Here is a 19,731-nt window from a genome sequence, read left to right as displayed (position 1 = left end):
TCAGGCGCGCCAGGTCAAGGATGCTCTGGCCTCGCCCCGTGTCACCCCTCGCTCACGGCCGCGATGGCGATGATCTCCACCTCGCGCCCGGCCACCATCGCCACGTCGCCTACGCTCTTGCCCATGACCGCATGGGCGAGGGGGGAGACGTAAGACACCGTGCCCGCGGCCGGGTCCGCCTCGTCTTCGCCGACGATGCGGAACACCTGCCGCCGCCCATCCTCCCGGTCCAGCGTCACGCGGGTGCCGAACTGCACGGTGCTGGCGTCGGTGGGGGGCTCGACCAATTGGGCAGTGGCCCGGCGGGCACTGAAATAACGCAAATCCCGTGTCGCCCGCGCCATGGCGGTGCGGTCCGCCTGGACATCGCCCAACTGCGCCGCTGCATAATCCGCCCGCGCCTGCGCCAATGCCGCGTCCAAAGCCGCCAGTCCGGTTGCCGTCACCAGGTTGGGATGGGGCGAAATGGGACGGTCCGGCAGGTCGGCGGCGGTGGCTTCCAGGTCGTTTTCGCGTGTGAAGGCAACGGACATGAGTGCGGCGGTTTCCTGGGCTGGAGGACGCGCATATGAGGCTGAAGGAGAAGAGATAGGGTCTCGGGCCAAGAGGCGCCACCCCGGGCGGGTGAAGATCCTCCAATCTGTCCGGGCGGTGATGGGGCACGCGCACAACCGATCCGGCAACTGCCATTGGCATGGCCGGAACCAGGCCATATGAATTGAGGCGCCGCCACGCCTTTCAGGGAAAGACACGCCTTTGGCCGAAAGCGACATCGTGGATGTCCTCAACATCATTGGCACTGCGGTCTTTGCCATCAGCGGCGCGGTGGTGGCCGGCCAGCGGAACATGGATCTGTTCGGCGCCCTGGTCCTGGCTTTCGTCACGGCGGTGGCGGGGGGCATCGTGCGCGATGTGGTGATCGGGGCCATTCCCCCTGAATCCATCGCCTATTGGCAGCCTGCGGCCATTGCGGTGGCGGCGGGGCTCTTCACCTTCTGCTTCCCCTCCCTCATTGCGCGGCTGCGCTTCCCGGTGTTGCTGTTCGATGCGGTGGGCCTCGGCATATTTGCGGTCACCGGCACCCAGAAGGCGCTGGAGTTCGGCATCACGCCGGCCATGGCCGTCGTCCTGGGCATGGTGAGCGGGATCGGCGGCGGCATGATGCGCGACGTCCTGACCGCGCAGATCCCCATCGTGCTGCGCGCCGACATCTATGCGGTGGCGGCGCTGGCGGGTGGGGCGATCGTGGCGGTGGGGCATCAGTTCGGGGTGCCGGTGCTGCTCACCTTGCTGGCGGGGGCCGCGGCCTGCTTCTTCCTGCGCCTGATGGCGATCTATCGCGGCTGGCACCTGCCCCGCGCGCGTCAGGTCCAGGGGCCGCCTGGGGGCTGATGCGGTCTATCGCGTCGCGAAGACCCTGGCCGGGCGCAAAAGGGCGGGGCGGACGAACCGCGTCGTCTCCGGCCGGGGCAGCGGGGGTCACTCTGAGGGCGGCGGTGCAACGCGGGTGGTGGCGTCCCCGGTCAGCAGGGTGCCAGACGGCGCAGCCTGCGGCAGCCAGGAGGCCAGCGCGCTGCGCCCCAGGTCCGTCAGCCCATAGACGCCGCGCTCCGCCCGTTCGAACCAGCCATAGACGTTGCGGCGCAGGATTTTCTGCGCATCCGGGCAGGTGGGCTTGAGATCGCGCGGCCTTTGCGGCGCGGCGGCCATGGCGGCGGCGCACGCCAGCGCCTGCTGACGGTAGGCGGTCATGATGGGCTTGCGCGTGCCGCCGCCCGCCACCGGGTCGCCCTGGCGCTTCTTGTGCTCCTCCATCAGCCTGGAGCGGCGCTTGGCATCCTTTCGGGGCAGGGGGGCGACGGGGGAGACGAGGATGTCGACGCGGCCGGCGGCCGACACGCCCAGCAGGCCGAAGCCCAGGCGCCGGCAGAGATTGCGGTAGCGCGGATCGCTTTCCCGCCCCTTGCCGCGGGCGGAGAGTTGCGCCGCCAGCCAGATCTCGTCCCCCATGGTCGCGCGGTCCACGCCCTGGAGGATGAGCTCCAGGTTGAAGGCCATCTTCAGTTCGCAGATGACCACGACGGGGGAATCGTCGTCGCGCACACCCACCATGTCGCAATGCCCGACCTCGCCTTTCACGGCGTAGCCGAGCTGCTCCAGGAAGCGCTTGACGGGCTCGTAAAGGGAAGTCTCCAACGCCGCGCCTCCAACGTCACGCTTTGCGGGCCGACGCGGACCCTGGCCCACCAGTGGTTTCGAAACGGCAAAAGGCCGGCACATGCCGGCCAGTTCCCGCCTCGTGGCAGGGGGATGCCCAAGGTTTTCGAAGGGTCGTCATCAGACAGGCTTCAGGGCGCCCAGTCCGGGCGCCCTAAGCTGTGAGGATCACGAGCAGCCGGTGGTGGAGCCGCAGGTGTCGCACTTCAGGCAGGTGCCGTTGCGCACCAGCGTGAAGTTCATGCATTCGGGGCAAGCTTCGCCCTCATAGCCCTTGGCGCGGGCCTCTGCCCGGCGCTCGGCGGCGCGGGCCTTGGGGCTCCAGGGGAGCTGCTTGTCCATGACGCTGGTGGCGGCTTCTTCCACCGCTTCGGCATCCACCTCCAGCAGGGCCTCGGGCTCTGGCTCGGACTTGAGCGCGGTGGCGCCGTCGGTCCGGGCGCGCAGCACCGTGACCTTGTCCGAAGAGGCGCGGGGCTCGGCTTGCGCCATGGCCTGGGCCAGCAGGTTCACCGTCTTGCCGCGCACCAGGCCCTTGGACACGATGCGGGCCGCTGCAGCCGAGGGCGCCTTGCCTTCTTCCACGCCCTTGCCGAGGGCGTCGAAGCCGGTGTCGGCGGGGTCCACATGGCCGAGGTCGCTGCGCGCCAGATAGGACACCGCCAGTTCCCGGAACACATAGTCCAGGATCGAGGTGGCGTACTTGATGGTGTCGTTGCCCTGCACCGGGCCGGCCGGCTCGAAGCGGGTGAAGGTGAAGGCGTCCACATATTCCTCGAGCGGCACGCCATATTGCAGGCCGAGCGAGATGGCGATGGCGAAGTTGTTGAGGAGCGAGCGGAGCGCCGCGCCCTCCTTGTGCATGTCGATGAAGATCTCGCCGATGCGGCCGTCATCATATTCGCCGGTGCGCAGATAGACCTTGTGGCCGCCCACCACCGCCTTCTGGGTATAGCCCTTGCGGCGGTCGGGCATCTTCTCGCGCTCGCGCACCCGGTGCTCGACGATGCGCTCCACCACGCGCTCGACGATCTTCTCGGTCACCGAGGCGGTGCGGGCGGCGGCGGGCTGGGCCACCAGGGCCTCCACCGCATCGTCCTCGTCCTCCTCGTCCGCCACCAATTGGGCGTTGAGGGGCTGGGAGAGCTTGGAGCCGTCGCGATAGAGCGCGTTGGCCTTCAGCGCCAGGCGCCAGGACAGGAGGTAGGCGGACTTGCAGTCCTCCACCGTCGCGTCATTGGGCATGTTGATGGTCTTGGAGATGGCGCCGGAAATGAAGGGCTGCGCCGCCGCCATCATGCGGATGTGGCTCTCCACCGAGAGGAAGCGCTTGCCGAGCCGCCCGCAGGGGGAGGCACAGTCGAACACCGGCAGGTGCTCGGCCTTCAGGAAGGGCGCACCTTCCAGCGTCATGGCGCCGCACACATGGACGTTGGCGGCATCGATCTCGGCCTTGGTGAAGCCCAGGTGCGCCAGCAGGTCGAACTTGGGGTCCGCCAACTGCGCCGGTGCCACGCCCAGCGTCTTGGCCAGGAACTCCTCGCCGAAGGTCCAGCGGTTGAAGGCGAACTTGATGTCGAAGGCGCTCTTGACCGCGCTTTCCGCCTTCTGGATCGCCGCCTCGTCGAAGCCCTTGGCCTTCAGCGTGGTGTGGTTGATGCCCGGGGCCTGGGCGAGCGAGCCGTGGCCCACCGCATAGGCCTCGATCTCGGCGATCTGCGCCTCGCCATAGCCGAGCGCACGCAGCGCTTCCGGCACGGCGCGGTTGATGATCTTGAAATAGCCGCCGCCGGCCAGCTTCTTGAACTTCACCAGCGCGAAGTCGGGCTCGATGCCGGTGGTGTCGCAATCCATCACCAGGCCGATGGTGCCGGTGGGGGCGATCACCGAGACCTGGGCGTTGCGGTACCCGTGCAGGACGCCCATCTCCACCGCCTTGTCCCAGGCCGTGCGGGCATGGGCGGACAGGCGCGCATCCTTGATGGACGCATGGTCCAGCGGCACCGGGTCGACGGCGAGGCCCTCATAGCCAGCGGCCTCCCCATGGGCGGCGCGGCGATGGTTGCGGATGACGCGGGCCATGGATTCGGCATTGGCCTCATAGGCCGGGAAGGTGCCCAGCTCCTTGGCCATCTCGGCCGAGGTGGCATAGCAGATGCCGGTCATGATGGCGGAGATGGCGCCGCAAATGGCGCGGCCCTCGGCCGAGTCATAGGGAATGCCCGACGACATGAGCAGCCCGCCAATATTGGCATAGCCCAGGCCCAGCGTGCGGTATTCGTAGGACAGTTCGGCGATGCGGCGCGAGGGGAACTGCGCCATCAGCACCGAGATTTCGAGCACCACGGTCCACAGCCGCACCGCATGCTCGAAGCTCTCCACGTCGAAGCGCTTCTCGGCGTCGCGGAACTGAAGCAGGTTCAGCGAGGCCAGATTGCAGGCCGTGTCGTCCAGGAACATATATTCCGAGCACGGATTGGAGGCGCGGATTTCGCCGCCCGCCGGGCAGGTGTGCCAGTCATTCACCGTGGTGTGGAACTGGATGCCGGGATCAGCGCAATGCCAGGCGGCGGCGCCGATCTTCTCCCACAGCTCGCGGGCCTTGATGGTCTTGGCCACCTTGCCGTCGGTGCGGCGGATCAGCTCCCAATCCGCGTCCGCTTCCACGGCGCGCAGGAAGGCGTCGGTCACGCGCACCGAATTGTTGGAATTCTGGCCGGCGACGGTCAGGTAGGCGTCGCCGTCCCAATCGGTGTCGTAGATGTCGATGTCGATGTCCGTATAGCCCTGACGGGCATACTGAATGATGCGCCGGATGGCGGCATCGGCCACATGGGCCTTGCGGGCGGCGCGGATCTCGCGCTTCAGGGCCGGGTTCTTCTCCGGGTCGAAGCAGGAATCCCCCGCGCCCTCGCAATTCACGCAGGCCTTGAGCACGGCCTTCAGGTGCTTGGCATTGAGCTTGGAGCCGGTGACGAGGGCGGAGACCTTCAGCTCCTCCACCACCTTCCAGTCCACATAGGCCTCTATGTCTGGATGATCCGCATCCACCACCACCATCTTGGCGGCGCGGCGGGTGGTGCCGCCGGACTTGATGGCGCCCGCCGCGCGGTCGCCGATCTTCAGGAAGCTCATGAGCCCGGACGAGCGCCCGCCGCCGGAGAGCTTCTCGCCCTCGCCGCGCAGGGACGAGAAATTGGTGCCGGTGCCGGAGCCATACTTGAACAGGCGCGCCTCGCGCACCCACAGGTCCATGATGCCGCCTTCATTCACCAGATCGTCGCCGACCGACTGGATGAAGCAGGCATGGGGCTGGGGCCGCTCATAGGCGGAGGTGGAGGCATGGACCTCGCCGGTCACATGGTCCACGTAGAAATGGCCCTGGCCGGGGCCGTCAATGCCATAGGCCCAGTGCAGGCCGGTATTGAACCACTGGGGGGAATTGGGGGCGACCATCTGCATGGCCAGCATGTAGCGGTGCTCGTCGAAGAAGGCCTGCGCGTCGGCCTCGCTGTCGAAATAGCCGCCCTTCCAGCCCCAATAGGTCCAGGTGCCGGCCAGGCGATCGAACACCTGCTTGGCCGAGATCTCGCCGCCATAGCGCTTGTCCACGGGCAGGGAGGCCAGCGCATCCAGGTCCGCCTTGGCGCGCCACAGGAAGGAGGGGACGGCATTCTCCTCCACCTTCTTCAGGCGCGAGGGCACGCCCGCACGGCGGAAATACTTCTGCGCCAGGATGTCGCTCGCAACTTGAGAGAAGTGCGCGGGCACCTCGATGCCTTCCTGCCGGAAGACCACCGAGCCATCCGGATTGCGGATCTCGCTGACGGTCTCGCGGAAGGCGATGCCGGCATAGGGCGACTGTCCGGCCGTGGTGTAGCGGCGTTCGACGCGCATATCGAGACTCCTCAGCCCCCCAAGGGCATTCAGCAAAGATGGCGGCAGCCGAACGCAAACGCGCGGGTACGACGGCTCGCGCCGTCCCGGAGACCGGACTGCTGTGTTTGGAACCGACAGTGGGTGAATACCGGCCTTCGGCCAATGTGTCCCGCTGTCGAGGAGGTGGACGCTAGAGCGAGTCTGGCGCCGCCGTCAAACACAGATTTGGGGGCTCCCTTCGTTGGCTGCCTACTAAATATAGTCGCGCCATCCCTGTTAACAAGTCGTAAACGTCCTTGGCCCGACGCGGGTTTCGGCCTCTTTGGGCCTGTGGACAAGGCCGGCCCCGGGGCCCCAGCGTTATGCACGTCATCCACAGCCGGCGAACCAACAATCGCGCGGTGTGTCTTTCGCGCGTCATGCGGGGGATTGGCCCCGCTACCGACGCGCGAACAGTTTCTCCACGTCCGACAACGAGAGCGTGACGAAGGTGGGCCGGCCGTGATTGCACTCGCCGGAATTGGGGGTCGCTTCCATCTCCCGCAGGAGGGCGTTCATTTCTTCCAAGCGCAGGCGGCGGCCGGCGCGCACGGAGCCGTGGCAGGCCATGGTGGCGGCCACGTGCAGGAGGCGGCGCTCCAGGGGCAAGGCATCGTCCCATTCCGCCGCATGCTCGGCGAGGTCGCGCACCAGGCGGGTGGTGTCGGCCTCCTTCAGCAGCGCCGGCACCTCGCGCACCAGCACCGCGCCATGGCCGAAGGATTCGAGCACCAGGCCGAGCCGCTCCAGATCGCCCGCCCGCTCGGCGAGGCGATCGGCCTCCGCCGGGTCGAGATCCACCACCACGGGCACCAGGAGCCCCTGGCGGGCGACCCCGTCGCGCTCCAGGGCGTGCTTTAATTTCTCATAGACGAGCCGCTCATGGGCGGCGTGCTGGTCCACCAGCACCATGCCGGCGCGGGTCTGGGCGACGATATAGGTCTCGTGCAATTGCGCCCGCGCGGCGCCCAGCGGCCGGTCGAGATCAGCCGCCTCCACCGGTGCGAAAGCCGGGCGGGCATCCACGGAGGGCGCGCCCAGCTCGAAGGCCGATTGCACCGGCTCCGCCAGCACGGCGGCGGCCACGGGATCGGCCACCAGCGGCCGGGCGGGGGAGGTGCGCCAGTCATGGCCGCCGGCGGGCAGGGGCTCGGGCGCCCGGAACCGGCCGGACCAGCCGCCATCGGGGCGGGGGAGCGGGCGGGGGAGGCCGGGGGGCAGGGCGGACGCCGCCGGCCCCGCTTCCAGTTCCGGCGCGCGGGCAAGCGCCACCAGGCGGTCCGCCATGGTGGCGGCGGTGCTGGGGGCACGCTCGGCCAAGGCCGTGGAGAGGGTGCGCACGATGAGGGCGCGGATGTTGCCGCCATCGCGGAACCGCACCTCGGTCTTGGCCGGGTGGACATTCACATCCACCTCGCGCGGATCGAGGGTGATGAACAAGGCGAGCAGCGGATGCCGGTCGGACGGCAGCAGGTCCGCATAGGCGCCGCGCACCGCGCCCATGAGCAGCTTGTCGCGCACCGGGCGGCCATTCACGAACAGGAATTGGGACAGCGAATTGGCCTTGGAGAAGGTGGGCAAGCCCGCAAGCCCCGTGAGCCGCGCCCCCTCCCGCTCGCCCTCCACCGGGATCACATTGCGCCCGGCCTCGGCGCCCAGCACATCGGCCATGCGGGCGGCGCGGCCTTCCGGGTCATCGGCGCGGGCGGGAAAGGTGAGGGGGCCGCGCTCCTCGGCGACCAAAGTGAAGGCCACATCCGGACGGGCCAGCGCCAGGCGGCGCACCACGTCGGTGGCGGCGGCTGCTTCCGCCCGATCGGATTTCAGGAATTTCAGCCGCGCCGGGGTGGCGAAGAAGAGGTCGCGCACCTCCACCCGCGTGCCGGCGCTGAGCGCCGCCGGCCGCACCGCGCCGACAACCCCGGCCTCCACCTTGATCTCGAAGGCATGTGGCGCGCCCTTCAGGCGCGAGGTGATGGAAAGCCGCGCCACCGAGCCGATGGAGGGCAAAGCCTCCCCCCTGAACCCCAAAGTGGAGATGGCGAGCAGATCCTCGTCCGGCAGCTTGGAGGTGGCGTGCCGCTCCACGCAGAGCGCCAGTTCGTCCGGCCCCATGCCGGAGCCGTCATCGGCCACCCGGATCAGCCGCCGCCCGCCGCCATCGATCACCACCTCGATGGATTTGGCGCCTGCATCCAGCGCATTCTCCACCAATTCCTTCACCACGGCGGCCGGCCGCTCCACCACCTCGCCGGCGGCGATGCGGTCGATCAGGATGGGGGGCAGGCGGCGGATGGGCATAAGGCGGCTCGAAACGGGACAGGGGCAAGCGGGGCGACTCGGAACAACCGAGGCGCCAGTATAGGCCCTCCGCGCCGCCCGTGCCGGGGTCCCGTGCGAAAGGGCACTGTCGGGCGCACCGGGCTATTTTTGTTCATTCCCCGCGCCAGCTTCCCCGCCTTAACCTTTGCCGCACGGTGACAGGCCGCATGCGGAAGGCGGCAGGCAGGCGGGGGCCAACAGCCGATGACGGGATCAAGGACCATCGTCTCCATTCAATATCTGCGCGCGCTCGCGGCGCTCACCGTGGTGCTGCACCATGCGCGCAACCCCGATCCCGGCCTGTTCGATCCCTTGAGCGGCTTCAATATCGGGGTGGCCGGCGTCTATGTCTTCTTCGTCATCAGCGGCTTCATCATGTATCGCGTGGGCCGCACGGAGACCCCGCTCCGCTTCCTCTATCGCCGCATCGTGCGGGTGGTGCCGCTCTATTGGATCTGCACCACCATCGCGGCGGTTCTGCTCTACAAGGTGCAGGATTGGGCGCCGCGGGCCCATGAGTTCTTCATGAGCTATGTCTATTCGCTTTTCTTCATTCCCCATTATTCGCTGAAATGGCCGGATGAATTGTGGCCCATCCTCATCCCCGGATGGACGCTGAATTACGAGATGTTCTTCTACGCCATCTTCGCCCTGTCCCTGGCATTCGGCGCGGTGGTGCTGGTCAACAGCGTCGTCATCCTGGCCTTGGTGGCAGTGGGCGCGCTGGTGGCGGTGAGCGGGCCGGTGCTGCTGACCTATACGGACTATATCCTGCTTTATTTCCTCATGGGGCTGTTCATCGGCTGGATGTACGACACCCGCGACCTGACCCGATGGGGCTTCTGCCTGCCGCTGGGGGGCGCCCTCATCCTTCTTGCCATTGCCTTTGGCGGGCGGGCGGAGGACCTCCTCCTCTTCCTCGGCGCTCCGCTCGTGGTGCTGGGCGGCCTTGCCAACGAGCCGGGCCTTGCCCGCTGGAACTGCCGCCTGCTGCACCGGCTGGGGGATGCCAGCTATTCCATCTATCTCACCCACGCTTTGTTCATCTTCGTGCTGCGCGCGGTGTTCGTGCACCATATGCCCTATGGCTGGCTGCAATTTACCAGCTGGATCGCCACCGCCCTGATCTCCGCCAGCCTGGTGGGTCTCCTCGTCCACCACTGGGTGGAGGCGCCGCTCACGCGGGCTTTGTCGGGGCGGGGGAAGCGGGCGGCGGTGGTGTGAGGGGGGCGAGGGGGCGGGGGGGGGGGCGCTTGGGCGCCCTGCGATGGTGCTCGCGGGAGCATCCGGCGTCGTCCCGCCCGACCTTCCCTAGGCCGCCGGCCGCTCTACCACCGGGCCGGCGGCGAGGCGGTCGATCAGGATGGGGGGTAGGCGACGGAGGGGCATGGGATGCGCGGACGCTCCGACTCAAGGGGATGGGAGCGGGCAGTATAGGGCAGAGGGCAAGGGGTGGGATGGGGGAGCATCTGAGATGGGGTGGTTTGCGGACAGGCTGGTTTCGGGCGACGAATTTGCGAAAGTGGCCATTCAGATCGTCTGCTGACTTGACCGCGACGCGCCCCCAATGTCAGTCGTTCGTTCTGCTTTGCTGCGCCCACGACGTATCAACGGTCATCACATGTTTGGAACATCACTGAATGCCTATTGTGCCAGAAATTGAGTTGCGCAATATTTTGCGGAATCAATCAATCTCAGCGCTCTCGATCGACACCAATATTTTCGACGAGAAAGGCCTACAACTTAGCGCCGCCCCACTTGCAACTGTCGCTATCCTTAACAATAGACCATTCGATTTCCTGCTGTCCGGCACCGTCGCCAAAGAGATTGTCAGCCATCTTGAGAAAAGCGCCGAAGATGCCTTCCGTAATGTTCGCAAGGCAATTGGGGAGGCCCTCTACGCGTTTGAAACGGTCCAGCCCACCAGAGATCATATACTGGATCTAATCACTGGAGGGCAAACAGCTACAGGAGCAGCTCAAACGCGTTTCGCGCAATACGTCCAGAACACGGGATGTGAAATTCTGCCGGACGAGGACTTGGTCACGACCAAGGAACTGTTCGACGGCTACTTCGGTGGACAGGCGCCGTTCGGTACGGGTAAAAAGAAAGATGAATTCCCCGACGCTTTGGCGCTCCATGCTTTGGAAGCAACAGCCCGCCTACGCGAAAAATCTTTCTTGGTCGTCTCCAAAGACGGTGATTGGCGAAAATTCTGCGAACAATCGCAGCGTCTCTATCTCGTGCCCGAACTCGAAACAGCGCTGGCGCTCCTCAATGATCCGCCGCTCGTAGTCAGGCAGTCGATCTTAGGTTGGCTTGCGGCAGATAGCGATGGTCGTGCTGAAATCCGAAAAGAACTTGAAGGAGTGATCACCAATCTCGATGTCGATGTGAACGGATATGCAACGTCTGGTGAATTGGATGCGATTCCCTATGGCACAGAGTTGCGAAAGGTCGAATGGGCAGACGATGCCGATGTAGACATTATCGAGACAAGCGATCCCGATGAGGGAGGTATTGTAACCGCGGTTCTGAGCATGCCTATCCAGCTTGAACTGCGCGTGCATGTCGAGTTGAATTTCTCTGTTTGGGATAGCGTCGATCGGGAATCAGTCAGCATGGGCGGACGATCGGTCGAGGTCGATGAAATTCATGATGTCCGCGCTACGGTCACGGTCAGGATGCACGATCTAGGAAGTGAGGATCAGGAGATCGAACTTGCGTCATGTGAAATCGACCTGAATGGAATCGACGTTGAACTTGGCGACGTCGATGTGTTCGAGCCTGACGAATACTACGATGATAGCGACGAGCAACGGTGATCTCGGCTCGACTTCCGTCGCCTACACGACCAATCTCAGTGTGTTCGGCATCCCTCGTTACGGCTGTTTAACAGGGTCGCTGAAGGCAGATGGGCTGCGGCGACGGCTAACCATGCGATGCAGTTCGGCTGACACTGGAACGGCCGCTAGACCTTTACGTCGTCCGATAACAGACCGTCCTTCACCGGCCCCGTTCAAGGCGTTATTCGGATGCCTTTCGACCGTTTTCAGGCTGCGGGCAAGGCAAGCTGAACGACCGCAACGGGGTCCGGAGCAGACCTGCATGAACGCTTCCAAGAATAACCGCTTCTGTCGCGACCCCACCGCAGGCGGCCCCTCCTAGAGCCGCCCGCTCCCCATCCTCACACCGTAACCAACGGCTTCAACCCCGCCTCGATCCGCGCCCGGCGCCCCTCCAGGAAGGGCGGCAAGGACAGCTTTTCGCCCAGGGTCTCCAGCGGCTCGTCGGTGGCAAAGCCGGGGCCGTCGGTGGCGAGTTCGAAGAGGATGCCGTTGGGCTCGCGGAAATAGAGGCTGCGGAAATAGAAGCGGTCCACGGGGCCGGAGGAGGGCACGCGCAGGGAAGCGAGGCGCTCGGCCCAGGCGTCGTATTGCGCAAAATCCGGCACCCGGAAGGCCACATGGTGCACGCCGCCCGCGCCCTGGCCGGCGGGGCGGAGCTTGGGTTCGATGCGCACGTGAAGCTCGGCGGCCGGGCCCCCTTCGCCCATCTCATAGACGGCCACGTCCGCGCCCTCGGCCTGGTAGATGCGGGCCTGGCGCATGTTCATCACATGGGTCAGCACCGCATCGGTGGGGGCAAGGTCTGGCACCGAGAGGGTGATGGGGCCAAGGCCGCGGATCTGGTGATCGGCGGGCACGGGGCTCTTCTCCCACGGCACGCCGGGGCCGGTGCCGCCATCGGCGAGCAAGGTCAGGCGCTGGCCTTCCTTGTCCTCGAAATCCAGCACGGTGCGCCCGTCGCGGCTGATGAGGCCGGAGGTGGCGAGGCCCTTCTCCTTCAGCCGTCCGGCCCAGAACTCCAGCGCCGCCTCATCGCGCACCCGAAGGCCGGTGCGCACGATGGCATGGGTGCCGCGCCGCTCGGGCGCCGCCGGCCAGTCGAAGAAGGTGATGTCGGTGCCGGGATTGGCTTCGCCGTCCGCATAGAACAGGTGGTAGGCGGAGGTGTCGTCCTGGTTCACCGTCTTCTTGACGAGGCGCAGGCCCAGCGTGTCGGTGTAGAAATGGTGGTTATAGGCCGCATCCGCCGTGATGGCGGTGAGGTGGTGAATGCCGGTGAGCTGCATGGTGCGTCTCCTGCGTCTCCGATCGGCCTGAGCCGTCGGAGGGGGAAGGGGAGCCCTCGCCCGCCGGTTCCCGCTTTGGGGGCGGGCACGGCGTGTCGAGGGCGTTGATGCACAGTTAGGGGCTCATAACCGGGATTGCGATCTGCGCTTTCGCAAACGGGGCTTGCGAGGCGGCATGGCCGACCATTCAGAGGCTTCCCTCCGCGCCCCTGCGGCGATATGGGCTTGGCCCATGTCCTATGCGGTGAAGGAAATGTTCAAGACCCTCCAGGGCGAGGGCGCCCAGGCGGGTCGGGCGGCGGTGTTCTGCCGTTTCGCCGGCTGCAACCTGTGGTCGGGGCGCGAAGAGGATCGCGCTGAGGCCGTGTGCCGCTTCTGCGACACGGATTTTGTCGGCCTGGATGGCGAAGGCGGCGGGCGCTTTGCGGACGCGGCCGTCCTGGCGGCGGCGCTCGCCCGCGTCTGGGGGCCGGAGCGGGCACGGCGGCTGGTGGTCTTCACCGGTGGCGAGCCGCTGCTGCAGCTGGATGACGCGCTCGTTGAAGCCGCCCACGCGGAAGGCTTCGAGATCGCCATCGAGACCAACGGCACCTTGCTGCCGCCCGCCGGCATCGACTGGATCTGCGTCAGCCCCAAGGCGGGCGCGGCGCTCAATCTCACCGCCGGCCAGGAATTGAAGCTGGTCTATCCGCAGGCGGGGCTCGACCCGGCTGATATGGCGGGCCTCGCCTTCACCCATTTCTTCCTGCAACCCATGGACGGCCCGGCGCGCGCCGAGAACACCGCCGCGGCGGTGGCCTATTGCCTCGACCACCCGCACTGGCGCCTCTCCGTCCAGACTCACAAGATGGTCGGCATCCCATGAAGATCACCCAGGCCTTCACCTTCGAGGCGGCCCACCGCCTGCCGAACGTGCCCCAGACCCACCGCTGCTTCCGCATGCACGGCCATTCCTACCGGGTGGAACTGGTGCTGGAGGGCGAGGTGGATGCCCATACGGGGTTCGTGGTGGATTTCTTCGACGTGGAGGCGGTGTTCGACCCGCTGCTGAAGCGGCTCGACCATTATTGCCTCAACGAGGTGGAGGGGCTGGAAAACCCCACCGCCGAGAACATCGCCATCTGGATCTGGGACCGCGCCAAGCCGCTCCTGCCGCCGCTCGCCACCGTGCGGGTGTTCGAGACGCCCCTCTCCTGGGCGGAATATGAGGGGCGCTGAGGGGGCCGGGCTCTAGACGGAGCGCATGAGCCCGCCATCCACCTTGATGTTCTGCCCCGTAATGTAGCCCGCGCCCTCCGAGGCAAGGAAGGCGATGGTGGCGGCGATCTCGGCCGAGGTGCCGTAGCGGCCCATGGGCACGGCGTCGCGGCGGGCGTCCTGCTGGGGCAGGCTGTCGATCCAGCCGGGCAGCACATTGTTCATACGCACATTGTCGGGCGCATAGGTGTCCGCGAACAGCTTGGTGAAGGAGGCGAGCCCCGCCCGGAACACCGCCGAGGTGGGGAACATGGGGCTCGGCTCGAAGGCCCAGGCGGTGGAGATGTTGATGATGGCGCCCGCCTTCTGCGCCTGCATGATCGGCGTCACCAGCCGGGTCGGGCGGATGACGTTGAGGAGATAGGTGTCCATGCCCCGGTGCCAGTCCTCGTCGGTGATGTCGAGAATGGCGGCGCGGGGACCGTGGCCGGCGCTGTTCACCAGCACGTCGATGCGGCCGAAGCTGGAGACGGTCAGGTCCACCAGGCGCTTGAGGTCGTCATTGGACTGGTTGGAGCCGGTGACGCCCACGCCGCCCAGCTCGGCGGCGAGCGCCTCGCCCTTGCCGGAGGAGGAGAGGATGGCCACCTTGAAGCCGTCCGCCGCCAGCCGCTTTGCCGCCGCAGCCCCCATGCCGGAGCCGCCGGCCGTCACCACCGCCACCTTCTGATCGCCCAAGGGTGCCTCCCTGCCTGTGCGGGCGGCGGAACGTGCCGCCCTTCGGCAGGTCTTGGGCGCCAATTCGCGCCTTTCGTCAAGGCGGCCGGCAGATCAGAGCTTGGGCATTTCCAGCGTGCCGTGGGGGCTCAATTTGTCGACCACCACGGGCAAATATTGCGCCATCAGTCCCGGCAGCATGGGCGCGGGCACGCCGATGGCGGCGGCCAGGTCCCCCATGGTCATGGGGTCCACCGCCTCCATGATCTGCTCGCGGGTGAGAGGACGATTCTCGCCCTGCGACAGCCAGGAGGCCACCTCCTCGCCAAAGCCCGCCTCGCGGAAGCGCTCCAGCAGTCCGTCGAGGTCGCCATAGGGGCTGGCGGCCAGCGCCGCCTGGAGCTTGGCCGGCAGGCCGGACATCATCGCGCCCGCAAGGCCGGAATTGAGGAGGCCGCCCAGCCCGCCGCTGAGCTTGTCGAACAGGGCCATGGGCCGTCTTCCTTCTGATCCTTGTACGGTCGACCAAAAAGCGCGAACGCGCCGCCGGTGCAACCCGAACGATGGTCGCGGGGGCCAGGACGATCACGCTTTCCTGAACGACGCCCTCCCACCGCCCCCCGCGACGGAAAGCAGCCTTTGCTTTGCCCGCATCCTCCGGTAACGGCATAAACATGATCTCCGCCCCGCTTTTCGCGGCGCTGGCCCTGATGACCGCGGTGGCGGTCATGGCCGTGCTGTGGCCGCTCAGCCGTCGACGTGCTCCCCGCGAGGCGCGGGAGGCGGACCTTGCCGTCTATCGCGACCAATTGGCCGAGCTGGACCGGGATCTGGCCGCCGGCCTCCTCTCGCCGGAGCAGGCGCAGGCGGCGCGGGTGGAGGTCTCCCGTCGCATGCTGGCGGCCGCCGACCAGGCGGGGCTGGACGGCGCCCCCGCTCCGGCGCGCTCGGGCACCGGCCGCCGACGCATGGTGGCGGCACTGGCCCTGGTGGCGGTGCCGGTCATGGGCGCCGCGCTTTACTGGCATCTGGGATCGCCCGCCCTTCCCGGCGCGCCTTTGGCCGAGCGGCTCGCGGCGCCCGCGGATCGCACCGACGTGGCCATCTTGGTGCGCAAGGTGGAGGAGCATCTGGCCGCCAATCCCACCGACGGCCAGGGCTACGAACTGCTCGCCCCCGTCTATGTGCGCATGGGCCGGCTCGACGATGCGGTGCGCGCCTATGCCCAGGCCATCCGCATCCTCGGCTCCACCGCCGAGCGGCAGGCGGCGCTGGGCGAGACGCTGGTGCTGCGGGGCGACGGCATCGTGAACGAGGACGCCGCGCGGGCCTTCAAGGCGGCGCTGGCGCTTGAGCCCGACATGCCGAAGGCCCGCTATTTCCTTGGTTTGGCTGCCGAGCAGGATGGTCGCAAGGCCGAGGCGGTGGCCATCTGGACCAAGCTGGTGGAAGAGGCGCCTCCGGGGGCGCCCTGGGTCGGGCTGGTGCGCGCCGCGCTCGCCCGCGCCGGCGCGCCGGTGCCCCAAATGAAGCCCCTCGCGCCTCCGGCGTCTCCCGGACTGGCGATTCCCGGTCCCAGCGCCCAAGATGTGGCTGCGGCCTCCAGCCTCTCGGCGGACCAGCGCTCGGCCATGGTTCAGGGCATGGTGGATCGCCTGGAGCAGCGGCTGAAGGCGTCTCCCAAGGATCTGGACGGCTGGCTGCGGCTGGCGCGCGCGTTCCAGGTGCTGGGCGAACCGGACAAGGTTCGCGGGGCGCTGGATCAGGCGCGCACCGCCTTCAGCGGCGATGCCGAGGCCACCGCCCGGATCGAGGCGACGGCGAAGGAATTGGGCGTCGGCGGCTGATCCGCCGTCGCACGGATGGGTTTGGGCAAGTGACGTTTGGGCGAGTGACGTTTGGGCAAAGCGGGGCCAAGGTGGAGGGTGTGAGGACGTGACGCGAAAAGGTCGCCGCCTGGTCCTGATCGGGGTTGGGCTCGCCGTGCTCGGTCTTGCCGCAGGCCTGATCCTGACAGCGCTCAACGACACCATCGTCTTCTTCCGCACCCCGACCGAGGTGGCGGAACACAAGGTCGCGCCCGGCACCCGCACCCGCCTCGGCGGGCTGGTGGAGACCGGCAGCCTGGTGAAAGAGGGCCCGTCCGTGCGCTTCGCCGTCACCGACGGCAATGCCCGCGTGACCATCGCCTATACCGGTATCCTGCCGGACCTGTTCCGGGAAGGGCAGGGCGTGGTGGCGGAAGGGGCGGTGCAGCCGGACGGCACCTTCAAGGCCGACACGGTGCTCGCCAAGCATGACGAAAAGTACATGCCGCGCGAGGTGGCCGACGCTCTCAAGCAGCAGGGCCACTGGATGGAAGAGGCTCAGCAGGCCAGGCCCGGCGCTGCCGACGGCCCGGCCAAGGCCAAGCCCGCTGCCGCCACCACCAAGCCCGCCTCCACGGCGCCCGGGAGCCTCACCCAATGATCGCCGAGCTTGGCCAATATGCCCTGATCCTGGCGCTGGCTCTGGCCCTGTTCCAGACCGTGGTGCCCGCCTGGGGCGCGGCGAAGGGGGACAGCGTGCTCATGGGCGTCGCCGCTCCGGTGGCGATCGTGCTGTTCGGCTTCGTCACCTTCGCCTTCGGGGCACTGGTGGCGCTTTATCTCACGTCCGATTTCTCGGTGGTCAATGTGGTGGAGAATTCCCACTCGCAGATGCCCACCATCTACAAGATCACCAGCACCTGGGGGAACCACGAGGGCTCCATGCTGCTGTGGGTCTTCGTGCTCGCCACCTTCGGCGCGCTGGTGGCGGTGTTCGGCGCCAACCTGCCGGACCAGTTGCGGGCGAATGTGCTAGCGGTGCAGGGCTCGGTGGCGACCGCCTTCCTGCTGTTCATCCTGCTCACCTCCAACCCCTTCCTGCGCCTCGTTCCGGCGCCGGGCGAGGGGCGGGACCTCAACCCCATCCTCCAGGATCCCGGCCTCGCCATCCACCCGCCGCTCCTCTATCTCGGCTATGTCGGGCTCTCCATTTCCTTCTCCTTTGCCATGGCGGCGCTGATTGAGGGGCGGATCGATGCCGCCTGGGCGCGCTGGGTGCGGCCCTGGACGCTCGCGGCCTGGGTGTTCCTGACGCTCGGCATCGCTATGGGTTCCTATTGGGCCTATTACGAACTGGGCTGGGGCGGCTGGTGGTTCTGGGACCCGGTGGAGAATGCCTCCCTGATGCCGTGGCTCGCCGCCACCGCCCTCCTGCATTCCGCCGTGGTGATGGAAAAGCGCGACGCCTTGAAGGTGTGGACCATCCTGCTGGCGGTGCTCGCCTTCTCGCTCTCCCTCATCGGCACTTTCCTGGTGCGCTCGGGCGTGCTGACCTCGGTGCACGCCTTCGCCACCGATCCCACGCGCGGCGTCTTCATCCTCGCCATCCTGACGGTCTTCATTGGCGGCGGCCTCGGCCTGTTCGCGCTCCGCGCCGGCGAGTTGCGGCAGGGCGGCCTGTTCGCGCCCGTCTCCCGCGAGGGAGCGCTGGTGCTCAACAATCTCTTCCTCACCGCGGCCACCGCCTCGGTGTTCGTGGGCACGCTCTATCCGCTGGCGCTGGAAGCCATCACGGATGACAAGATCACGGTGGGGCCGCCCTTCTTCAACCTGACCTTCGGCGGGCTGATGCTGCCCCTCGTCTTTGCCATGCCCTTCGGCCCGCTTCTGGCCTGGAAGCGCGGCGACCTCTTGGGGGTGGGCCAGCGGCTGATGCTGGCGGCGGCGCTGGCCGTGGTGGCGGCGGTGGTGACGGCGGCGGCGGAGGGGCGCGGCCCGGTGCTCGCGCCGGTGGCCATCGGAATTGCGGTGTTCATCATGATGGGCGCCCTCACCGACCTCGTCGAACGTTCCGGCTTTGGCCGCGTGCCGGTTTCCACGGCGCTGCGCCGGCTGCGCGGGCTTCCCCGGTCCACTTTCGGCACGGCGGTGGCCCATTTCGGCGTCGGCCTGTGCCTGCTCGGCATCGTCTCCGAGAGCACGTGGAGCCTGGAAAGCATTGGTGCGGTGAAGGTGGGCCAGTCCATCACCATCGGGTCGCGAGACCTCACGCTTGCGCGCATGGAAAACCGAAGCGGCCCCAATTATCGCGCCCGCGTCGCGGTGTTCGAGATCCGAGAGGGCGGCGTCAGCCAGGGCACCATCGAGGCGGGCAAGCGCCAGTTCGCGGCGCGCCAGATGGGAACCACCGAATCGGGCATCCGCACCTTCGGGCTGAGCCAGCTCTACGTGGCCATGGGCGAGGAAAGCACGGACGGCGTGGTCTCGGTGCGCGCCTCCTGGAAGCCGCTGGTGACACTGATCTGGATCGGCGCGGTGGTCATGGCGGTGGGAGGCGCCCTGTCCTTGGCCGATCGCCGCCTGCGGGTGGGCGCGCCGCGCACGGCGCGGCGGCGGACCGTCGCCACCGTTCCGGCGGAATAGCCATGCGCGTCCTGCTTCTCCTCTTCGCCCTTCTGTTGCCGCTGCATGTGGCCCCCGCCTTTGCGGTGCAGCCCGACGAGGTGCTCTCCGACCCCGCATTGGAAGGGCGGGCGCGGGAACTCTCCAAGGAATTGCGCTGCATGGTCTGTCAGAATCAGTCCATCGACGATTCCGATGCCCCGCTGGCCCGCGACTTGCGCCTCCTGGTGCGCGAGCGGCTCAAGGCCGGCGACACGAACCAACAGGTCCTCTCCTTCATGGTGGACCGCTACGGCGAGTTCGTCCTGATGCGCCCGGTCTTGTCCTGGCGGAACGCCCTGCTTTGGGGAGCTCCGATCCTGGCCGTGATGCTGGGCGGGGTGGTTGTGCTGCTGGCCCTGCGCCGGCGCGCCGCTCCGCCGGAAGTGGCCCGCCTGACACCCGACGAGGAAGCCCGCGTCGCGCGCCTGCTGGCCCAAGAGCACCGCGAAGAGTAGCACCGCGAAGAGTAGCACCGCGAAGAGTAGCAACGCGAAGAGCGCTGAGGTCCCGGCCCGCGCTTGTTCCGCGCCACGCCCTTCCTTTCCTGACCTGCCACGCCATGCGCGGTGGGGCGCCTCGGCACGTTCGCGTGCTTGCGACTTGCCTCTGCTGCGTCCTGCGTCCGAGATAAAGCGCCGCCGAAATGGCGGAGGCGATCACACGGCGCTTGACAGCGGGAACGTTCCAGGCGAACGTTGGGAACGTTCCCGCTAACGATCCTCTCTGGAGGGCATCACGTTGGGGGATCGCTTG

The 19,731-nt window shown here is 67.4% G+C and carries 16 protein-coding genes; 9 read left to right on the top strand and 7 right to left on the bottom strand.

Translation table 11 applies throughout. The annotated features are described in order from the left end of the window. Positions 1-41 precede the first annotated feature (41 nt). The gene (gene greA / locus PV781_RS08255; RefSeq protein WP_274775150.1) at positions 42-533 is read right to left on the bottom strand and encodes a transcription elongation factor GreA; all 492 of its coding nucleotides are present in this window, start codon (positions 531-533) and stop codon (positions 42-44) included. 223 nt (positions 534-756) lie between these two features. On the opposite strand from greA, the gene PV781_RS08250 reads away from it, so the two are divergent. After that, on the top strand, positions 757-1,392 hold the full coding sequence (locus PV781_RS08250; RefSeq protein ID WP_274775149.1) for a trimeric intracellular cation channel family protein: 636 nt from the start codon (positions 757-759) through the stop codon (positions 1,390-1,392). Between the two features lie 87 nt (positions 1,393-1,479). On the opposite strand, the gene PV781_RS08245 is transcribed toward PV781_RS08250, so the two are convergent. The 3 genes from PV781_RS08245 to mutL all read right to left on the bottom strand — a co-directional run bounded on the left by PV781_RS08245 (position 1,480) and on the right by mutL (position 8,436). Then, positions 1,480-2,196, bottom strand: a complete 717-nt coding sequence (locus PV781_RS08245) for a DUF2161 domain-containing phosphodiesterase (RefSeq protein WP_274775148.1) — start codon at positions 2,194-2,196, stop codon at positions 1,480-1,482. Positions 2,197-2,385: 189 nt separating this feature from the next. Beyond that, positions 2,386-6,114 (bottom strand): vitamin B12-dependent ribonucleotide reductase, encoded by a 3,729-nt coding sequence (locus PV781_RS08240; RefSeq protein WP_274775147.1) that lies wholly within the window; start codon positions 6,112-6,114, stop codon positions 2,386-2,388. Between the two features lie 420 nt (positions 6,115-6,534). After that, the gene (gene mutL, locus PV781_RS08235) at positions 6,535-8,436 is read right to left on the bottom strand and encodes a DNA mismatch repair endonuclease MutL (protein ID WP_274775146.1); all 1,902 of its coding nucleotides are present in this window, start codon (positions 8,434-8,436) and stop codon (positions 6,535-6,537) included. 225 nt (positions 8,437-8,661) lie between these two features. Here mutL and PV781_RS08230 point away from each other — a divergent pair, with 225 nt between their 5' ends. Both PV781_RS08230 and PV781_RS08225 read left to right on the top strand, forming a co-directional pair. Further along, the gene (locus tag PV781_RS08230; RefSeq protein WP_274775145.1) at positions 8,662-9,681 is read left to right on the top strand and encodes an acyltransferase family protein; all 1,020 of its coding nucleotides are present in this window, start codon (positions 8,662-8,664) and stop codon (positions 9,679-9,681) included. A 416-nt stretch (positions 9,682-10,097) separates the two neighbouring features. Further along, a complete protein-coding gene (locus PV781_RS08225; RefSeq protein ID WP_274775144.1) occupies positions 10,098-11,282 on the top strand; it encodes a PIN domain-containing protein in 1,185 nt (394 codons plus the stop codon). 362 nt (positions 11,283-11,644) lie between these two features. On the opposite strand, the gene PV781_RS08220 is transcribed toward PV781_RS08225, so the two are convergent. Beyond that, positions 11,645-12,592, bottom strand: coding sequence for a ring-cleaving dioxygenase (locus tag PV781_RS08220; RefSeq protein WP_274775143.1), 948 nt, complete (start codon positions 12,590-12,592; stop codon positions 11,645-11,647). A gap of 232 nt (positions 12,593-12,824) precedes the next feature. On the opposite strand from PV781_RS08220, the gene queE reads away from it, so the two are divergent. Together queE and queD are read left to right on the top strand one after the other, a co-directional pair. Further along, the gene (queE, locus tag PV781_RS08215; RefSeq protein ID WP_274775142.1) at positions 12,825-13,457 is read left to right on the top strand and encodes a 7-carboxy-7-deazaguanine synthase; all 633 of its coding nucleotides are present in this window, start codon (positions 12,825-12,827) and stop codon (positions 13,455-13,457) included. Further along, positions 13,454-13,810, top strand: coding sequence for a 6-carboxytetrahydropterin synthase QueD (queD, locus tag PV781_RS08210; protein ID WP_274775141.1), 357 nt, complete (start codon positions 13,454-13,456; stop codon positions 13,808-13,810). Before queE ends, queD begins: the two co-directional genes overlap by 4 nt. 12 nt (positions 13,811-13,822) lie before the next feature. Here the strand turns inward: queD and PV781_RS08205 are convergent, their stop codons facing one another. Together PV781_RS08205 and PV781_RS08200 are read right to left on the bottom strand one after the other, a co-directional pair. Continuing rightward, the gene (locus tag PV781_RS08205) at positions 13,823-14,527 is read right to left on the bottom strand and encodes an SDR family oxidoreductase (protein WP_274775140.1); all 705 of its coding nucleotides are present in this window, start codon (positions 14,525-14,527) and stop codon (positions 13,823-13,825) included. A gap of 93 nt (positions 14,528-14,620) precedes the next feature. Continuing rightward, entirely contained in the window at positions 14,621-14,998 is a 378-nt protein-coding gene (locus PV781_RS08200; RefSeq protein ID WP_274775139.1) for a YidB family protein, read from the bottom strand. A gap of 182 nt (positions 14,999-15,180) precedes the next feature. Here PV781_RS08200 and ccmI point away from each other — a divergent pair, with 182 nt between their 5' ends. The 4 genes from ccmI to PV781_RS08180 all read left to right on the top strand — a co-directional run bounded on the left by ccmI (position 15,181) and on the right by PV781_RS08180 (position 19,433). Beyond that, positions 15,181-16,353, top strand: coding sequence for a c-type cytochrome biogenesis protein CcmI (ccmI, locus tag PV781_RS08195; protein WP_274775138.1), 1,173 nt, complete (start codon positions 15,181-15,183; stop codon positions 16,351-16,353). Positions 16,354-16,441: 88 nt separating this feature from the next. Beyond that, positions 16,442-16,975, top strand: a complete 534-nt coding sequence (gene ccmE / locus PV781_RS08190) for a cytochrome c maturation protein CcmE (RefSeq protein WP_209103330.1) — start codon at positions 16,442-16,444, stop codon at positions 16,973-16,975. Continuing rightward, the gene (locus PV781_RS08185) at positions 16,972-18,957 is read left to right on the top strand and encodes a heme lyase CcmF/NrfE family subunit (RefSeq protein WP_274775137.1); all 1,986 of its coding nucleotides are present in this window, start codon (positions 16,972-16,974) and stop codon (positions 18,955-18,957) included. The genes ccmE and PV781_RS08185 overlap by 4 nt, the downstream gene beginning before the upstream one ends. 2 nt (positions 18,958-18,959) lie before the next feature. Further along, positions 18,960-19,433, top strand: coding sequence for a cytochrome c-type biogenesis protein (locus PV781_RS08180; RefSeq protein WP_274775136.1), 474 nt, complete (start codon positions 18,960-18,962; stop codon positions 19,431-19,433). Positions 19,434-19,731: the final 298 nt, after the last annotated feature.

This window comes from Aquabacter sediminis (assembly GCF_028863665.1).
Taxonomy (GTDB): domain Bacteria; phylum Pseudomonadota; class Alphaproteobacteria; order Rhizobiales; family Xanthobacteraceae; genus L1I39.
This window is presented reverse-complemented; position numbering and strand designations above follow the sequence as displayed.

Bases quoted from the DNA above. Each gene is read 5' to 3' on its own strand.
- greA (WP_274775150.1), bottom strand. From the start codon at position 533: ATGTCCGTTGCCTTCACACGCGAAAACGACCTGGAAGCCACCGCCGCC.
- PV781_RS08240 (WP_274775147.1), bottom strand. From the start codon at position 6,114: ATGCGCGTCGAACGCCGCTACACCACGGCCGGACAGTCGCCCTATGCC.
- mutL (WP_274775146.1), bottom strand. From the start codon at position 8,436: ATGCCCATCCGCCGCCTGCCCCCCATCCTGATCGACCGCATCGCCGCC.
- PV781_RS08230 (WP_274775145.1), top strand. From the start codon at position 8,662: ATGACGGGATCAAGGACCATCGTCTCCATTCAATATCTGCGCGCGCTC.
- PV781_RS08225 (WP_274775144.1), top strand. From the start codon at position 10,098: ATGCCTATTGTGCCAGAAATTGAGTTGCGCAATATTTTGCGGAATCAA.
- PV781_RS08220 (WP_274775143.1), bottom strand. From the start codon at position 12,592: ATGCAGCTCACCGGCATTCACCACCTCACCGCCATCACGGCGGATGCG.
- queE (WP_274775142.1), top strand. From the start codon at position 12,825: ATGTCCTATGCGGTGAAGGAAATGTTCAAGACCCTCCAGGGCGAGGGC.
- queD (WP_274775141.1), top strand. From the start codon at position 13,454: ATGAAGATCACCCAGGCCTTCACCTTCGAGGCGGCCCACCGCCTGCCG.
- PV781_RS08200 (WP_274775139.1), bottom strand. From the start codon at position 14,998: ATGGCCCTGTTCGACAAGCTCAGCGGCGGGCTGGGCGGCCTCCTCAAT.
- ccmI (WP_274775138.1), top strand. From the start codon at position 15,181: ATGATCTCCGCCCCGCTTTTCGCGGCGCTGGCCCTGATGACCGCGGTG.
- PV781_RS08185 (WP_274775137.1), top strand. From the start codon at position 16,972: ATGATCGCCGAGCTTGGCCAATATGCCCTGATCCTGGCGCTGGCTCTG.
- PV781_RS08180 (WP_274775136.1), top strand. From the start codon at position 18,960: ATGCGCGTCCTGCTTCTCCTCTTCGCCCTTCTGTTGCCGCTGCATGTG.